Raw genomic sequence first — 18189 nt, 5'->3', positions numbered from 1 at the left:
TTTCTCCTCAATATTATTATTATTCTTCTCCTAACTTGTCCGATTTCATCACAATTACGTTTAAAAAATCGGATTGAAGAAAACAGTATGAAAGATATTTAAATTATCTTGTTTAAACAGACAGAATTATAAATTATGAAAAGGGGTTAAAATTATGCACTTAAAAGAAAAAATCGCAACTATTATTCAAGGTCAACGTACTGGTGTATTATCTACAGTACGAAATGAGAAACCTCATAGCGCCTTTATGATGTTTTTCCATGAAGATTTTGTACTGTATGTTGCAACAGATCGACAATCAAAAAAGATAACAGATATTGAACACAATCCTAATGTCCATGTACTACTCGGACGAGAAGGGAAAAAATTAGATGAAGATTATATTGAAGTTGAAGGATTGGCTTCAATCGAGGAAGACTCGACATTAAAAAACAAGTTTTGGAATAATAGCTTAAAACGTTGGTTACTCGGTCCTGAAGACCCTAATTACGTATTGATAAAAATCAATCCCGACACAATTTATTACATCGATGGTGCCGGTACGACGGAGCCTGAGTTTTTACGACTATAAAATAAAACAAGCCCCCTTAGGTGGGCTTGTTTTGTCGAAAAGTTCTTTTGAAAAAAACAATAAAATAGGTGGAACTTTCTAAAGATTCTGTTATATAATAGCAGTAACTTAAATAAACTGTATTAAAACAGATTGAGAGGAGAAATAAAATTGATGAAAAGAGAAGAACGCAAAAACATGATTGAGTTTATTGAAAAGAAGAAAGGGATTGAGCGTGACGAATTACTGTTTATGACAGACGATGAAGTAGAACATATTTATAATGTAACGTACTTTTTATATGAGGAAATTGCAGAGTAGTATAATAATCCCCACCTTATTAAAAATATAAGGTGGGGATTATTTCGTTATTTAGCCCACTATTTGTGGGCAGTAAAACTCCCACCTTAAAATTCAAGTGGCGCAAGAAGTTAAGTTGAAGTCGTGCTTCCTATAAACCTTAATTACTTCAACTTTATACATGAGAATCATTTTCATGTATAATACTGTAAGATTGGGGGGATTTTACTATGAGTTCGTGGCTCTTATTTGCACTATTATCAGCAATTGCTGCTGCCCTTGTATCGATTTTTGGAAAGTTTGGTTTAGACGGAATCGATGCAAACGTTGCAACAACAATTCGATCTATTATTATGGCATTATTTATGATAGGCGTTATTATCATACAAGGTAAATTTCAAAATATCGGCGACGTACTGCTAAATAAAAAAGCACTGCTATTTATCACATTAAGTGGGATTGCAGGTGCTTCTTCATGGCTATTTTATTTTCTTGCCCTCAAAACAGGAAAGGTTTCACAAGTAGCTCCTGTCGATAAATTAAGCGTCGTATTTTCTATCATTCTCGCTATGATTATCCTCGGTGAAAAGTTAAACTTTATGACCGGTGTTGGTGTAGTCTTTATTACAGCTGGTGTATTATTTATTGCTTTCAGCTAAAAAAACCGCTATTAGCGGTTTTTCTTTTTCTTTATGTAAAACCATACAACACATGTAACAACTGCTGAAATTAATAAAATCCATATTCCATAATGATGTAAACTATACTCAACGAAGCGCCACTTCTCGCCTAACTTCCAGCCAAGCCCAATAAAAACACTTATCCAAATGAGCGCACCACCGTAAGCGTACAAACAAAAACGCCAAAGTGTCAAATTTGATACCCCAGCAAAATATGCCGTTAAATGACGTACTCCCGGTATAAAATAACCAATCATTAAAAGAAATGGCCCATATTTTTCAAATAAAATATGTGTTTTTTCAATGTGATGTTCTTTAATTCTAATTTTCGGCCCATATTTCTTTAAAACAGGGAGCCCAAGTTTTAAACCTAATATATAGCTTAACGTAATCCCTAACATCGCACCAGCCATCCCACTTAAAAAAGCAGCAGTTCCTGACATAACTCCTTTTGAAACATTATAACCAATAAAGGTCAATAAAAACTCGTCTGGTATCGGTAATCCGACAATCCCACCAGCCAAAGCTATAACAATTCCAAAATAGCCATAATGCGCGATTAACTCGCCAATATGTTGTTCCATTCGGAAGACACATCCTATGCACGATCGTTATTCCACATTGTACCCTTTCTATCTTTAAGGCAAACATGGTATACATATTCACTATACATTGTTTTTATAATGAACTCTACTTCTATTCTTTCCTTTAACAGAGATAAAGTGAAACTTTAATCAGTGGGGCTTTTCTTCATCCTCTACTAATTATTAACCTACGCCAATCTTGCTTCTACAGACATCCCGACTCCCACATAACTCACTTACATTCACCAATTTTGAGAGTAGATTCTTACTGCCCGCAAATGACCCGATAAAAAATAAAAATTCATATGCGTGTTTTTTTGTTACAATAAAGGAAAGTTACTTTTCGCAACGGTTTAACTCTCAAGAAAAATGATATATCTAGCAAAAACATAGTTTGGTCTATATAATGCAACTTCTACCTATTAAAAGAACATGAACCCTTTTACATACAACATCATTTTTCTAAATTATACAGGGGGGAACGAACATGACCATTGAAAATCAATTTATTCAAAAAGTTTACTATAAAACATTTTTAACAGAAGAAACTTCTACTCCTGCATCGGAAGTACTAGGTGAAGCATATATAAATGAATCTAAAAATGAATTCTCCAACATTTCTAATATTCGATTTGCTCAAGGTGAATTTTATTATCAAAATAAAGATTTTGAAGCAGCTATATTTAAATGGGAAAAAGTAAATAATGCTCTTGCACTTTGGGCAACAAAAAATATTGCAGATGCTTATTTTGAACTAGGATTTTTACCAAAGGCAGAAGAAATTTATCAATCCATTCAAACAGAAGATACAACTCTTACGATGGAGGTTTCCTTACAACTTCTTTCTCTTTATATCGAACAAGATCGTTTAGGACTTGCTTTTAAGACGATTAGTGAAGCTGTTGCATTCCAACCGGATTACCCAAATATTACTGCAATTGCACGTTCTTTCTATGAAAAACAAGAAGATTGGAACAACGCTATCGAACTAGCTGTTCAAGAAGGTATTCGAACACAATCTTTACACTGGTTTGATACATTAATAAACTACATAAACAAAGGATTTACTAAAAATATTAAGCCTGAATATTTCTATGAGTCTTTAAAAGCTCTATATGCTGTTGATCAAGCTCAATTTAAAGAACTTGTTATTGCTCTTTGGAATAGCTACCAACATGAATCCTTATATCTTCCTTGGATTCAAAGTATTAATCATTTATTCTTGCATATTGAAACAGACAATAATGACGATTGGAATGAAATTTCTACTCGCTATCAAGAAACATACTTTGCATTAATTACCGGAAATCATTTTATGCATGAATTAAACGGACTTGTACCAAATTTATTAACAAATTGGTTTAGTTTAACGAAAGCAAAAGATTCTCTAGTTGTCTCTGCAGCAGTGTTAGCATGGAATGAAGTCTCACCTACAACTTTAGAATCATTACTCGTAAAAAGTGCTGGATCCTTACTTTCTAATACATCAGCTGAAGCAGATGTAAATATGGAAACAGTTTCTCATTTATTCGAAACAATCGCTGTATGGGCTGAGAAAAATGATGTAGATTTAAGTCATCAATTTACGCTACTAGTCCATGAACTATGTGATTTAAATGTCACACCACTACTAATAGCTGGAACTAGTGACCATGATAAAACATCATTTGTTAATTCAATATTGGGAGAGAACATCTTAACTGAAACTTTAACAACTCCTATTCTATTTAAAGACGCTAGTCAAACTGAAATAACAGAATTTACCGAGTTAGATATACGAAATATCCCTAACCTTGATGAATTCCATCAAATAACGGCTACATCTGCTCAGTCAGAACTTGAGAAAAAATGTATAGAAATTAAGCTACCAAGTAGGTTTTTAAGAAAAAATAAGTTTACATTTCTTCTTACACCATCCATTCAAGAGCAATTGGATAAAAACAATGCATACTTTGAATACTTACAAGCAGCAGATAGTCTTGTTTACGTATTAAATTCTTCTTCACCATTGCATAGTAAAGAAATTGATACATTAATTTATTTACGTGAACAAGTACCAAACTTACAAATTCACTTCGTATTACACACAAATAATACGACTACTAATGAAAAACTAATTAGTAAACTTAAAGTACATTTTCCAGATGCACAATTCTTCCCATACTCTCCTTCGCAAGAGAGTAGCCAGCAACTTGGAGATGTAACAGAATCTATTCTCTCTAATCTTGCAAAACGCGATATAGAAAAAGAACGTATAGAAAAGCTAATATGGTTTACACAAAAGACAATTGCTTATCTCATAAATGAACGTGTGGAATTAGAAAATACATTAGTAAAATCCGTACGCTGGAATAAACACATCTCAGTGAAACTTACTGGATTTATTAATAACCTTACTGCTCTTGAAAAAGATAAAATTCGCTCTATTACCGAATCCTATCTTTTAACGAAAGAAGAAATTACACGAGATATACATTCTCAAATTCCTGAATTATTACAGAGTTGCTCTGATCTTGTTCAAGAAGATAGTGATTTCAAACTAGTTCATGAAGAATTAAATGCTGCAATGAATGAACGTGTTCAAAAGCATGTACAACAGGTACTTCTTCCTAAATTTACTGGGTCTATTCAAGAATGGATTGAAACAGCACATAATGAATTTATTCAAGCTCAAGCTTATTTAGATGAAATGAGTGAAACGTTTAATAAATTATATAAAGAAGAACGTATGAAACTTCCTTGCGATTTCAAATTATTAGATGATTGGAATCGAGATGTTGCACGAATGACAAATCGAATTACAGTAACGAACATCAATATTTTATTACGCTTTACACCGACACAGTTTTTCTTAAAAAGTGCCGGAAAATTATTTGGTAATATGCAAAAAAACCAATCTATGCTCGCCAACAAATATAAACAATATATTGAAACAGAAGACTATACAGAAATTGCTCACACAATTTCCAAACAATTCTTCCTTCAATTTGAAGTATTTGAAGGTGCATTAGAACGTGATATCATGATGTTCTTCAAAGATCCACTTAATATATTGAAACAAAATGTAGATGCAGCTCAACTTGAGATACAGGAAGACGAGCAAACATTAGCGACGCTAAGAAGCAATCCAGAAACATATCATGATCCTTTGGCGTTATTTAAACTACAATTACTACAACATAAATTTGTTTTAAGTACTACAAAGAAACATGAAGATATCTCTGTATCAAACGAATCTCCTACTGTTTAACAAAAAAACCAAGCAAACTAAAATTTGCTTGGTTTTTTTTACTTTATTATTTTCATATGTTCAAACGGATAATAAATGCCTGCTAACTTTCCTAACACATCTTCTCTATCAATAAAACCTAAACCATTTCTACTATCTTTACTTATTAAGCGATTATCTCCCATAACAAAAATCTTATTTTTAGGAACTGTAATCGGTCCAAAGTCCTCTGTTAAATTCATAAGTTTTTTTTCTGCTTGTTTTTTATTACTATCCAAATACTCTTCATCTTTCACTTCAGAATTTACATATAATTGATCATTTCTCATCTCAATTATATCTCCAGGCAATCCAATCACTCTTTTGACATAAAAATTATCTGTTTTCACAACAATAATATCTTCTCTCCCATAGCTTTCAAATTGTTTTGCTAACTTATTAACAATCACCTTATCTCCATCTTGCAACGTTGGCCTCATAGATGCTCCTTTTACAGTCGTCGGAAAAAACACAAAAATTTTCGCCAAAAACACCAATAAACATGCAATTGCAATAGTTCCAAAGAATTCACGCCAACGTTTTTTCTTTTGCATCATTTCACCAACTCATCATCTTTTTACTTTTATTATAAATAATACGACCGGTGATTTTCTACAAAATTCTGAATTGTAAAATTATAATATTAGAAATTTTAAAATAAAAATACTGATCAAATTAACAAGCAAAAAAGATACTCTCAAAATAGTCTATCCACTATTTTTGAGAGTATCTTTTTATAATCCCACATATACAATACACATTTGAGCAGCTACATATGTAAGCCAAATCCAAAGTGGCTCATACTTCAATTTACGCCCTCCGATATCTGTCACGCCAATAATGAAATCAGAAATTACAAACAGTAAGCCACCAAACGCTGGTATCCACCATATCCCTGTATTTTCATAATATAAGGCGAATGCAAAGCAAGCCATTCCTCCAACCCACAATCCGTAAATTAGAGCTCCTATCGTAAACAACTTATCCTGTTTATCATTTCGGATAAAGAAGAACCATCCTACAATTAGAAAGAGCCCATATACGAGTAAGCCAATCCAAAAACCATTCCATGAAATTCCTGTTTGCAAAAATGCTTTTACATAAAAACAATGAGCAAGAGCGAAAGTAACCATCCCTCCAATTAATCGATGACCAATTGGAATCAGCCCAGCCATAAACAAATCTCCCACAGTCGATAAAGTCATACCAAGTGCAACCCACGTACTATACTCTACAGATGGATCTTGTAGCCATATGCAAATTGCACTACCTGTTAAAGAAAAACTAAGAATAAGACGAATTGCTAAAGGTAACGGCATATTATCTTTCGTTCTTTTTGTCTGCCCCATTGCATAAATTGCACCAATAAAAAAAAGAAATATTTGCCCAATTAACACCACGTAAAGTAGATTCATAATATGTTCTCCTCAATAAATGCTTTTTGTATCTTTTTTCGTTACACTTAGTCTATTATCCTTTTTCTAAAAAAAGAAGAACAGCACTGTTCTTCCATTGTAATCGCTTTTCTGCTCTCTATGCTACTTGTTTTTCTTGCTCCATTTTTTGCTTAGCTGGTGTCCGATTTACCACAATAATTCCCGCGGCTACACATGCTAAACCGAGTAGCACAAATGAATGAATTGCTTCACCTAAAATCATGCTCGATAATAACACACCAAATACGGGTATAAAGAACATATACATAGATACTTTTCCAACCTTGTTGTACTTCATAATTGTATTCCAAATGCAAAAACCAGCTGCAGATAAGAAAGATAAATAAATCAGCATAAGTAGTGCATGTAGACTAAATGTAAATGGCATTACTCCAACTTGTAAAGCCCCTATACATAATAATCCTATAGAACCAAACATCATTTGGTATGCTGTCATATAGCCAACATCTAATGTTTTACTACCTTCTTTTGCTAATATGTTTCCATATGAATACAGTATTGCTGCACTAAGAAGTAATAAGCTTCCGATTCCAAAATGAAATGATAAGCTACCATCACTCGGCACATTTACTAAAATGACGCCACAAAAACCAATCGATACCCCAATTATTTTTCTCATATTGAGAGCATCATCTTTATATAAAAAATGGGCGAGTAAAATTTGAAAGAATGATGATGTCCCTGAAATGATAGCTCCTTCAATTCCCGAACTATAACTCATTCCAATGTAAAAACAGATATATTGAAGAAACGTTTGGAATAAACCAATTTGTATTAACTGTTTCCCCGTTCCTTTTTTGAAGCTCATATCTTTTCCTAACACTTTAAAGAATAATAAGAGCATGACTCCAGATAAAAAGAAACGATAACCGGCAAATAATATTTGCTCTCCAACTTCTTGTGGTTGAATTCCAAGTTCAACATAACTTAATTTAATAAAAGGAAATGCGCTTCCCCATAAAAAAGTTGCTACTATTGCAGCAATAAATACGCCAATCGGATGGGTAAAAAATTTCTCTGTCTTCACTTGTTGTCTTCCTTTCCGACCTTTTTATGAACAATATTCATATATACCAAAGGAATTGCGAAAACACAAGTTTTCCGTTTATACTTGAAACAAAACTGTACCATCTCATAAAAACATATGATATACTATAGAATAATTACAACATAATAACTATTAAAAACAGATTCAACAGAAATGCTGCTATCCATTATGGATGGCAGCTTTCGTCGTTTTATAGGGGTTTCGATTTTGATTATTTTTCTCAATAAGAATTCGGAAGGAGCGAGTAGTAATGAACTCAGAAGTAAAAACGTTACACGCAAAAGAAACAATTCCTCATCCCTCTTTATGGGACATATTAAAAAAGCATTATGAACTTGTATTTGCAGTGACATCTGGTATTTTTATTTTAGCTGGCTGGCTATTCACAAAGAACGATGCAATGAATGTAGGTATTACTTGCTATATCCTTGCTTATATAGTTGGTGGATATGCAAAAGCGAAAGAAGGCATTGAAGATACGATTGAAGAAAAAGAGCTAAATGTTGAAATGCTAATGCTCTTTGCAGCTATTGGTGCTGCAATTATTGGCTACTGGGCAGAAGGGGCTATCTTAATCTTTATCTTTGCGCTCAGCGGTGCTATGGAATCTTATACGTTAAGTAAAAGCCAAAAAGAAATTTCCGCTCTTCTTGACTTACAACCTGAAGAAGCATTACGTATTTCCAACGGAACTGAGGAACGTGTTCCTGTTGGAGAGTTACAAATTAACGACATTATTTTAATTAAACCTGGTGAACGTGTTCCTGCTGACGGTACGATTCATAACGGTGAAACAAATATCGATGAAGCAGCAATCACGGGAGAACCTATTCCAAATGAGAAAAGACATGGCGATGAAGTATTTGCAGGTACTGTAAATTTACGTGGTGCTATCGAAGTTAAAATTACGAAGCCAAGCGATCAAACATTATTCCAAAAGATTATCCGTCTCGTCCAAAGTGCACAAAGTGAAAAATCACCATCACAACTATTCATCGAAAAGTTTGAAGGAACATACGTAAAAGGTGTACTACTCGTTGTTACGCTTATGATGTTCGTTCCTCATTTCTTAATTGACTGGAGCTGGAATGAAACGTTTTATCGCGCTATGATCTTACTTGTAGTCGCATCTCCTTGTGCACTCGTTGCTGCCATTACACCAGCAACGTTATCTGCAATTTCTAACGGAGCAAGAAATGGAATTCTCTTTAAAGGTGGAATACATTTAGAACGCCTTGCTTCGGTGAAAGCAATCGCGTTTGATAAAACAGGAACATTAACAGAAGGGAAACCTACCGTAACAGATGTATATGTTCGAGAAAATATAACAGAAAAAGAAGTACTTTCTATTACAGCATCCATTGAAAGTCACTCTACACATCCTTTAGCTGAATCCATTGTTAAATATGCACAACATGCGTACGACATTACATTAAAAAAACCAGAAAAGGTTGAAGATGTAACTGGTTTTGGGCTAAAAGGAATATTCGAAAACAACGCTTATAAAATAGGTAAAGCTGATTTTATCGGTGAAGAAACAAAAACATTCCATAATGGTATTTCTGCCTCACTTGAAAAGGAAGGTAAAACTGTCGTTTATATTAGTGATGAGGGAGGCATTCTTGGACTTATCGCTTTAAAAGATACGCTTCGCCAAGAAACAATAGCTGCTATTCGTGAATTACAAATCATTGGTGTCGAAGCAATTATGATTACTGGCGATAATGAGGAAACAGCAAAGGCAATTGCCTCTGAAAGTAATATAAAAGAATATTACGCATCATGTTTACCAGAAACAAAAGTTGAAACGATTAAAAAGTTAAAAGAAAAATACGGTACAGTAGCAATGGTCGGAGACGGTATAAATGATGCACCAGCACTCGCTACTGCTAGCATTGGTGTAGCAATGGGAGAAGGAACAGACGTAGCTTTAGAAACTGCGGATGTTGTACTGATGAAGAACGAATTATCTCGACTTTCTCAAGCGATCCGTCTATCAAAACGAATGAACCGTATTGTGAAGCAAAACGTAATCTTTTCGCTAGCTGTAATTGCACTACTAATTTGTTCAAATTTCTTACAATTTTTAGCTCTTCCATTCGGTGTTATTGGGCATGAAGGAAGTACGATTCTTGTCATTTTGAATGGCTTACGATTATTAAAAGGAAACAAATAAAACGGGTCCCTCATAAAGGACCCGCTTTTTTTAATGGTAGCTATTATGCCCATTCGCACTGCTACTCGTTTTATGCTTTGGATGCGAACTGCTTTTTTGTTTATTGTTATTTTTATTATTATGGTTCTTTTTATTATTACTCATGAAATATCCCCCCTGTTCCCTATTATTATGGAACAAGAGCTCACTTTTCATTACGGGAATTATTGTCACCCGTTCTATAATGATGGAGTAAACCATTAATTTCACCGCCAAGTAAAATTACCCATCCAGTTAAATAAAACCATAACATTAAAATAATGATACCACCGAGACCACCATATGTATTGGCGTAATTTGCAAACTTATCTACATAATAAGCAAATGAGTACGATACCACAATCCATCCTACAGTAGCAAATAACGCCCCTGAAATAACTTCTCTTCTTTTTAATTTTCGATCTGGTGCAAATGTATATAAAAAACTAAACAATGCAAATAACACGAAGAAACTCGCTACTAATCGTGTAATGCTCCATACGAAAGAGAAACTATCTGATAAACCGAGTGCTTTAAACACTGCTGCTCCAATAACTTGTCCGAATACTGGGACAATTAACGCAAAGACAATCATAAAAATGATAGCTAATGTAAACACAATTGATAACGCTCTTGTTGTAATAAAAGAACGTGTTTCCTTCACATCATAAGCGCGGTTAAAAGCATTCATAACCGCATTAACACCATTTGAGGCAAACCATAACATAGATAATAAACCAAACGATAATAAACCACCATTTTGCTGGTTTACAACTTTATCTACATTTACCTCAATTAAGTTCATTGCATCATCTGGTACATAAACCTCTAATAAACTAAGCACATCCTCTGTTTGAATGGGGATAAATCCAAGAAGCGTAATTAAGAAAACGAGCCCAGGAAAAATTGCAAGCAAGAAGAAATAAGCGAGCTGTGCTGCCAAGCCCGCTACATCATCGCGCATCGTCCGGTCATACAAATCTTTACCAAACGAATAAGTACGATTTCTTCTCACCTTTTCTAAAATTTTTCTCATATATGTTTAAACACTTTTCTTCTCTTCTTTATCTTGCTTCAACTCAATGTACGCTTCAGTTTTTTTTTCCTCTTTATTTGAGTCTTTCATAAATAATTCACGCGCTTCTTTCATACCACCATCTTCAGCAACTACTGGCTCTTCTTCTGCTTTCAGCTCATCTACCTTTGGAGATACAGCTTGAATTTCAATCGTTTCTGGCTTTTCTTCTGACTCAACTTTTTTCTTACTAAAAATTTCTTTCGTTTCTTTTAACGTCTCTACAACAGATGGCGTTAATTTTTTAATTTCTGCTACTTTCGCTTTTACCACATTGAAATCAGCAAGTTCGCGTCCTTTATCTGTAACAGTTTGCACCTTTTCTTTGATCTTTGCATTTTCACCAATTTCAATCATCTTTGTTTTTGCTTTTTCTGCTGTATTTTTTACTTTTTCACGGTTTTCTTTCTTTAACATGGATACAGCTACACCTGCCGCTACACCAATCGCAATGTTTCGAGCAATATTATTTTTCTTTGCCATATTCCTTCACCCTTTCATTTCTTATGTTAGAAAGTATTTCTTTCTAAGCTTCCTCATATTCCTTGTTCATTTCGAATGAAAGCTAATAGCTTTGCACACCCTTCTGTTACAAGGTCATATACTTCTTGGAAATTCCCTGTATAGTAAGGGTCAGGAACGTCTGTCCAGCCACCGTCTGGAACAAAGTCGGACAGCCTACCAATATAGCCTCCAGTTTTACCTAAACTTTTTAAATCTGCTATATTCTTGTTGTCCATGGCAATAATATAATCAAACTTTGTTAAGTCTTCTTTTTCTACTTGCCTTGCTTTAATTCCTTCAAAAGTGACTGCATTTTCTTTTAAAATTTTTTGTGTTCCTTTATGTGGCGGATGGCCAACATGCCAATCTCCAGTTCCTGCAGAATCAATGACAATTTTCTCTTCAAGTCCCTCTTTTACGACAAGATTTCGAAAAATCGCTTCTGCCATCGGAGAACGGCAAATGTTCCCAAGACAAACAAACAATACTTGAACCATGTTTTTGTTTCTTCCCTTCTTGGTGCATTTCTTCATATATACTTATAGTATAAACAACCAATTATGAAATATAAAGGAAATCCCTACTAATTTAATAGGATTGAAAAGATCCATTAACGAAAATGATAAAAAATGTTAAGATAGCCTTATGTTATTTTAAAGGGGGACACTTCGGTGGATTTATCCGTAAAGTCAGAAGAAAACGTTGAATACATGGTCGAAGCTATTAAAGAAAAATTACGTATGGTTAATGCTGGAGCGATGAGAGCTGCTAGTTTTAACGAAGAAATGTACGAAGATTTACGTGATATTTATGATCATGTTATGAAACGTGAAACATTCAGCATTAGTGAAATGCAAGCTATTACAGAAGAATTAGGTACATTAATTAAAAAGTAAAAAAGCCTCTCTTATATGAGGCTCTTTTTTATTTCCAACAAATTCATGACAACTCTTCTCTTTCCCTCAACCAACTGTAAAATATTGTACAATAGAAGTAGAACCTCACCTTAGATTTTTTCTCCATACATACTACTCACAAATAATAGCAACACTACCATTGCTAACTGTTTTTACTGGAGGTGCTTACTTATGAGCAATTGGTACAGTAAGACGAAAGATCAAACATTGATTGACCTAGAAACAAACGAACAACACGGTTTAACAGATGAGATTGTAAGTGAACGTTTAAAGCAATACGGTTCTAATGAATTAGCTACAAAACAAAAACGCACTTTATGGCAGCGTATTTTCGCCCAAATTAATGACGTCCTCGTATATGTCCTTATTATTGCTGCCCTTATTTCTGCCTTTGTAGGTGAATGGGCGGATGCCAGTATTATCGCGCTTGTTGTAGTTTTAAATGCTGTTATCGGTGTTGTCCAAGAATCGAAAGCAGAACAAGCTTTAGAGGCATTGAAAAAGATGGCAACACCTAAAGCTATCGTCAAGAGAAATGGTGAACTAAAAGAAATTCCATCTGAGCACGTCGTTCCAGGGGATATCGTTATGCTCGACGCCGGACGATATATCCCATGCGATTTACGCCTTATTGAAACCGCAAATTTAAAAGTTGAAGAATCTGCTCTAACTGGTGAATCTGTCCCTGTTGATAAAGATGCAATCTACCACCCTTCCATGCAAAGTGATGAGCAAGTACCACTCGGCGATCAAAAAAACATGGCATTTATGTCCACTCTTGTAACATACGGAAGAGGCGTCGGTGTTGCTGTTGAAACTGGAATGAACTCACAAATTGGTAAGATTGCTACCCTTTTACATGAAGCAGACGATGATATGACACCACTTCAAAAAAGCTTAGCACAAGTCGGAAAATATTTAGGCTTTGTCGCTGTAGCTATTTGTATCGTTATGTTCCTCATCGGTTTTTTACAAGGCCGGGATACGTTAGAAATGTTTATGACTGCTATTAGTTTAGCCGTTGCAGCTATTCCAGAAGGCTTGCCAGCTATTGTTTCCATCGTTCTTGCAATTGGTGTGCAACGTATGATTAAACAAAACGTTATCATTCGGAAACTACCAGCTGTTGAAGCCCTCGGTTCTGTCACAATTATTTGTTCAGATAAAACAGGTACGTTAACGCAAAATAAAATGACCGTTACTCACTTTTATAGTGATAACACATACAATCGCTTAGAAAGTTTAAATATAAATAATGATGCGCAACGTCTATTGTTAGAAAATATGGTGCTATGTAATGATGCTTCTTACACTAACGAATCACAAACGGGAGACCCGACTGAAATTGCACTTCTCGTTGCTGGAACCACTTTTAACATGCAAAAAGATTATTTAGAAAAAATACATGAACGTGTTAACGAAGTACCTTTCGATTCAGATCGTAAAATGATGTCAACCGTACATACATACGATGAAAGCTACTATAGCATGACGAAAGGCGCTATTGATAAGCTCTTACCTCGATGTACCCATATTTTTAAAAACGGCAAAATCGAGATTTTAACTGATTCTGATAAAAATCAAATATTAGAAGCTGCCGGAGCAATGTCTCAAGAAGCTTTAAGAGTACTTTCATTCGCATTTAAACAATACAATTCAAACGATGTGGATATAAATCATCTTGAAGAAAATCTTATCTTTATTGGTCTTGTCGGTATGATTGATCCACCACGAACTGAAGTGAAAGATTCAATTACAGAATGTAAAAAAGCCGGTATTCGCACAGTTATGATTACTGGTGACCATAAAGATACCGCCTTTGCAATTGCCAAAGAACTTGGCATTGCTGAAGAAATATCGGAAATTATGATTGGAACTGAATTAGATAACATTTCTGATACAGAACTAGCTAGCAAAATTAATCATTTAAATGTATTCGCTAGAGTCTCTCCAGAGCATAAAGTGAAAATTGTAAAGGCATTACGCGCGAAAGGAAATATCGTTTCTATGACTGGTGATGGCGTCAATGATGCACCATCTTTAAAGCAAGCCGATGTCGGCGTAGCGATGGGTATTACAGGAACAGACGTTGCAAAAGGGGCAGCGGATGTTGTGTTAACAGATGATAATTTTTCATCTATCGTGAAAGCTGTTGAAGAAGGTAGAAATATTTATCGCAACATAAAAAAATCAATTCTCTTCCTACTCTCTTGTAACTTCGGAGAAATTATCGCTTTATTTTTAGCGATTTTACTTGGCTGGGCAACACCCCTACGACCTATTCATATTTTGTGGGTAAATTTAATTACAGATACACTGCCTGCATTATCACTTGGGGTTGATCCTGAAGATCCAGATGTGATGAAGGAAAAACCACGACATGCGAAAGAAAGCTTATTTAGTGGTAGCGTTCCTTTTCTTGTTTTCAATGGGCTTGTCATTGGACTTTTAACGCTAATAGCTTTTATTGCCGGAGCAAAATTCTATACTGGAGATACAAATTTATTCCCTCTTTTCCCAGAGCGAATTGATGAGGATGCTCTATTACATGCCCAAACGATGGCATTTGTCGTTCTTAGTTTTTCTCAGCTTGTTCATTCATTTAACTTGCGTTCAAGAACGAAATCGATTTTTTCAATTGGGATCTTTACAAATAAATATTTAGTCTTCTCCCTTCTTATCGGTGTTCTTATGCAAGTTTGTATCATCTCCATCCCGCCCCTTGCAAATATATTCGGTGTACATGCATTAACGATGCGAGATTGGGGATTTGTTCTCTTATTAAGTATCATTCCACTTGTTGTGAATGAGATTATTAAATTAGTGAAGAGAAACTAAAAGGCAATGAGGACTATTCCTCATTGCCTTTTCATTTATCCTTGTAATTCTTTTTTGATATTCTCTGTTAATGTAGCCATACGCTTGCGACTTTCTTCACGCTCACGTTTATTTTGTTCTTCAATTTGTTGTGTTTCTTGCATACCTCTTGAAATAATGTTCCAAGTTTCCTCAAGTGTTTCCATTTTAATACTAGAAGAACCTGATAATCTCGCTACTTCTACACTTTGCGTTGCGATATTTTGTGCATTTTTCTTAAGTAATTCATTTGTACGGCGATCAAGTTCAGCCATAGAATCTGCAACAAGCTTTTGACGTTTCGCATTTACTGCTTGAATGATACCATTTTTAAAGATAGGAATCGTTGTAATAAATGCTGTATTGATTTTACCAATTAATTTATTATTACCACGTTGAATCATGCGAATTTGCGGCGCTGTAAGTAGCGCAACCATACGCGCTTTTTCTAAATCATCAATACGTTGCTCTAAAATTTCAACCGAGTTTTTAAGCGACTCTAATTCAATACCTGCTAATTGATCATTATTACGCACGCGCTCTTCATACATCGGAACTAATTCTGTATTTAAGCGCTCTAATAACATTTCTCCTGCTACTACATACTTCTCTAAGTCTAAATAATATTTTAAGTTTTGCTCATACAAGCCATCTAACGTACCAATTGATTTTTTCATCTCATCTTGGTACTTCGTAATTTCCACATAAACTTTATCAATTTCGCGGCCCATCGTTTGATATTTACTAAAGATTTGTTCTATCATTTTATCCGCTTTTTTGAACATGCGCGAGAAGAAACCACTTTTTTCTTCCGCAAAGTCTTTACTATCAAATCTGTCCATAATTTTACCAAGTTGCTTTAACAATTCACCAGAATCTTCTATCTTTGATAGAGACATTGTATGTAAAATTTGATCAGCGAAACGTGAAATTTCCATAGAAGGTTCTTTTCCAAGTTCAATTAATTCCAGTTGATCTTTAATATCTACTGCGTTATAAATACGTTGCACATCTGCATCTTGTCTAAGTTGCAAGCGAACATCTTGTGCGGTTTGCTCATTCAATTCAGTTTTCGAATCTAGTACGACTGGGTTATTCATATGGTATTCTCCCTTTCCTTATAAAAATGGACGAAATAGTCCTTTTATTGTTTGTGATAAATTTTTATAGGCTGATGAACCATGAAACTCAAGATCGAAATTAACTTCTTCAAGCCAATGTGAATCAAATGCTCCTGCTTCAACATACGGTTCAATATCGTTTCTGCCCGTGGGATTGAAATGGAATACATCTACTCCAATTTGATTCAAAAATAGTAATAAAACAGCGTCAGAACGAGTTAATTCTCCGCTCTTCTCATTATTAAATATAACAATTTTCGGTACATCTTGTGAATAATCAAATTTCTCAAGCTGCTCTAAAATATTAGGTGGTATTTGAGAAAGTTGTGCGAAAACATACAGTGCTACATCTTGTTTCGTTTCTTTCGCAATTGGTTTGCACATTTCACTTTCGCACGTATGGATAATCGCCTCTGCAATCCCATGTTGTAAACCTTCCGGTAAACGCTTATGCGGCCACCAATGGCTATTCATAATTAGATCAGGATGTAATTTCCCCGCTCGGTCCAATGCATCTCGATAATGATATTGGAAATTTGCTTTCTGCTCTTTCGTAAACGGGAATGTATTAATTAATAAACTGTTATCAAATGATGTAACAACCTTTAATCGTTGAAAATATTCTTTATCATTCTTTGAAACGCCTGATATTTTCGCAAATAAAGAAGGAATATAAATATGTTTATTTTCAACATAAAATGTCGGACGTACAAATGCCTTTTCTTTCGTAATTAAAAAGAGTTCATCATATGTCGTTTTTAACGTACGTGCTACAGGTGTATACGAACGAAATTGCCACGGTTTATATAATAGTGAATTATCGTGGTGAAGTACTTGTTCAATTTCTTTCGAAGCTTGATACGCTACTGTTGCAACACGCTCACGTCGACGATCAGGGAATGGTTCAAGCGAAATGCGACCCGGATGAGATACAACAAAAGTTCTTCCCTCTTCATCAATATTTTCAAATCCATCTTTTCCTTCGGGGTGATAATAAAGCACATCACAACCGAGCATAATAAGAAAATATAAGAAATATATACGGCTTTCCTGTGCATCACCATACCAAACGATACGCGGCATTTGTTTCTTATAATTAATCGTAGAGAACCACTTCGCTACGTAATTTTCGCTTAGTTTAATTATGTCGATTAAGAAACGACGGAAGCCTTCTGTCTTTAACGACTGATTATGTTGTTTCTCATATAATTTCAATACTGAAATGAACGTCGCATGTATGTAATGCTGTAAATCAGGATTGTCTACTTTCGGTAAAAGTTGTTTCCCAGATAAGTGTGCAACTAGCCTATTTACTGTCAGACCATTTGGTGCTTCTTGATGTAATCCGAACACTTCTTGAATATGACGAAGCTTTTCCGAATCAATCACTTTGTTTAAATTTTGTTCGTGTAAAACTTCAATTCCTTTCGCTTCACTATAATCAAACAGTTCATTAAAATATTCATCTACATCATTAGGAACGCCAAGGATTCGACATGCTATATAACTAAATTTCATTTCATTCTCTGTCAGCTCATATTGTGGGCGTTTTTCTAAAAGTGTTTCAAATTGCTTTAAATCCGATTCATCTTTTAATGCATATGGTTGAAGTGTAAAACGTGAAAACACAACAGT

16 protein-coding genes are annotated in these 18189 nt (G+C 34.6%); 7 read left to right on the top strand and 9 right to left on the bottom strand.

Annotated elements, in window-relative coordinates; all coding sequences use genetic code 11:
- Positions 1-154: 154 nt before the first annotated feature.
- The 3 genes from MHI26_RS02330 (at position 155) to MHI26_RS02320 (ending at position 1509) form a co-directional block, all read left to right on the top strand.
- Positions 155-571 (top strand): pyridoxamine 5'-phosphate oxidase family protein, encoded by a 417-nt coding sequence (locus MHI26_RS02330; RefSeq protein ID WP_000550217.1) that lies wholly within the window; start codon positions 155-157, stop codon positions 569-571.
- A 153-nt stretch (positions 572-724) separates the two neighbouring features.
- On the top strand, positions 725-871 hold the full coding sequence (locus MHI26_RS02325; protein ID WP_000817786.1) for a BH0509 family protein: 147 nt from the start codon (positions 725-727) through the stop codon (positions 869-871).
- 209 nt (positions 872-1080) lie between these two features.
- Positions 1081-1509 (top strand): EamA family transporter, encoded by a 429-nt coding sequence (locus MHI26_RS02320; RefSeq protein WP_000100295.1) that lies wholly within the window; start codon positions 1081-1083, stop codon positions 1507-1509.
- Between the two features lie 11 nt (positions 1510-1520).
- Here MHI26_RS02320 and MHI26_RS02315 read toward each other — a convergent pair whose 3' ends face one another.
- Entirely contained in the window at positions 1521-2114 is a 594-nt protein-coding gene (locus MHI26_RS02315; protein ID WP_000434870.1) for a DedA family protein, read from the bottom strand.
- Between the two features lie 487 nt (positions 2115-2601).
- Between MHI26_RS02315 and MHI26_RS02310 the strand changes: the two genes are divergently transcribed.
- On the top strand, positions 2602-5364 hold the full coding sequence (locus tag MHI26_RS02310) for a tetratricopeptide repeat protein (RefSeq protein WP_061655991.1): 2763 nt from the start codon (positions 2602-2604) through the stop codon (positions 5362-5364).
- A 38-nt stretch (positions 5365-5402) separates the two neighbouring features.
- Here MHI26_RS02310 and lepB read toward each other — a convergent pair whose 3' ends face one another.
- The 3 genes from lepB to MHI26_RS02295 form a co-directional block, all read right to left on the bottom strand.
- Positions 5403-5939, bottom strand: coding sequence for a signal peptidase I (gene lepB, locus MHI26_RS02305; protein ID WP_000983308.1), 537 nt, complete (start codon positions 5937-5939; stop codon positions 5403-5405).
- 177 nt (positions 5940-6116) lie between these two features.
- Positions 6117-6797, bottom strand: coding sequence for a lysoplasmalogenase (locus MHI26_RS02300; protein ID WP_001051071.1), 681 nt, complete (start codon positions 6795-6797; stop codon positions 6117-6119).
- 118 nt (positions 6798-6915) lie between these two features.
- A complete protein-coding gene (locus MHI26_RS02295) occupies positions 6916-7866 on the bottom strand; it encodes a DMT family transporter (protein WP_000845705.1) in 951 nt (316 codons plus the stop codon).
- 271 nt (positions 7867-8137) lie between these two features.
- On the opposite strand from MHI26_RS02295, the gene MHI26_RS02290 reads away from it, so the two are divergent.
- Positions 8138-10063 (top strand): heavy metal translocating P-type ATPase, encoded by a 1926-nt coding sequence (locus MHI26_RS02290; protein WP_061666212.1) that lies wholly within the window; start codon positions 8138-8140, stop codon positions 10061-10063.
- A 184-nt stretch (positions 10064-10247) separates the two neighbouring features.
- On the opposite strand, the gene MHI26_RS02285 is transcribed toward MHI26_RS02290, so the two are convergent.
- The 3 genes from MHI26_RS02285 to MHI26_RS02275 are packed head-to-tail and all read right to left on the bottom strand — an operon-like array spanning position 10248 to position 12157.
- Entirely contained in the window at positions 10248-11117 is an 870-nt protein-coding gene (locus MHI26_RS02285; protein ID WP_001226537.1) for a YihY/virulence factor BrkB family protein, read from the bottom strand.
- Between the two features lie 6 nt (positions 11118-11123).
- A complete protein-coding gene (locus MHI26_RS02280) occupies positions 11124-11639 on the bottom strand; it encodes a DUF4075 domain-containing protein (RefSeq protein WP_001085391.1) in 516 nt (171 codons plus the stop codon).
- A 53-nt stretch (positions 11640-11692) separates the two neighbouring features.
- Complete coding sequence (locus MHI26_RS02275) at positions 11693-12157, bottom strand: low molecular weight protein-tyrosine-phosphatase (RefSeq protein WP_000250916.1); 465 nt, start codon at positions 12155-12157, stop codon at positions 11693-11695.
- 174 nt (positions 12158-12331) lie between these two features.
- On the opposite strand from MHI26_RS02275, the gene MHI26_RS02270 reads away from it, so the two are divergent.
- Together MHI26_RS02270 and MHI26_RS02265 are read left to right on the top strand one after the other, a co-directional pair.
- Positions 12332-12556, top strand: coding sequence for a DUF1128 domain-containing protein (locus MHI26_RS02270; RefSeq protein WP_000366196.1), 225 nt, complete (start codon positions 12332-12334; stop codon positions 12554-12556).
- A 192-nt stretch (positions 12557-12748) separates the two neighbouring features.
- Positions 12749-15415 (top strand): cation-translocating P-type ATPase, encoded by a 2667-nt coding sequence (locus MHI26_RS02265; RefSeq protein ID WP_061666211.1) that lies wholly within the window; start codon positions 12749-12751, stop codon positions 15413-15415.
- A gap of 35 nt (positions 15416-15450) precedes the next feature.
- On the opposite strand, the gene MHI26_RS02260 is transcribed toward MHI26_RS02265, so the two are convergent.
- Both MHI26_RS02260 and MHI26_RS02255 read right to left on the bottom strand, forming a co-directional pair.
- Positions 15451-16533 carry a toxic anion resistance protein gene (locus MHI26_RS02260; protein ID WP_001064413.1) on the bottom strand — a complete coding sequence of 361 codons (1083 nt, stop codon included), beginning with the start codon at positions 16531-16533 and terminating at the stop codon, positions 15451-15453.
- Between the two features lie 18 nt (positions 16534-16551).
- The gene (locus MHI26_RS02255) at positions 16552-18183 is read right to left on the bottom strand and encodes a YceG family protein (RefSeq protein ID WP_000492855.1); all 1632 of its coding nucleotides are present in this window, start codon (positions 18181-18183) and stop codon (positions 16552-16554) included.
- Between the last annotated feature and the right edge of the window lie 6 nt (positions 18184-18189).

The sequence above is a fragment of the Bacillus sp. FSL K6-1218 genome (assembly GCF_038006445.1).
Classification (GTDB): Bacteria; Bacillota; Bacilli; order Bacillales; family Bacillaceae_G; genus Bacillus_A; species Bacillus_A thuringiensis_S.
Note: the sequence above shows the minus strand (reverse complement) of the source record. Positions and strands in the feature narration are given on the sequence as shown.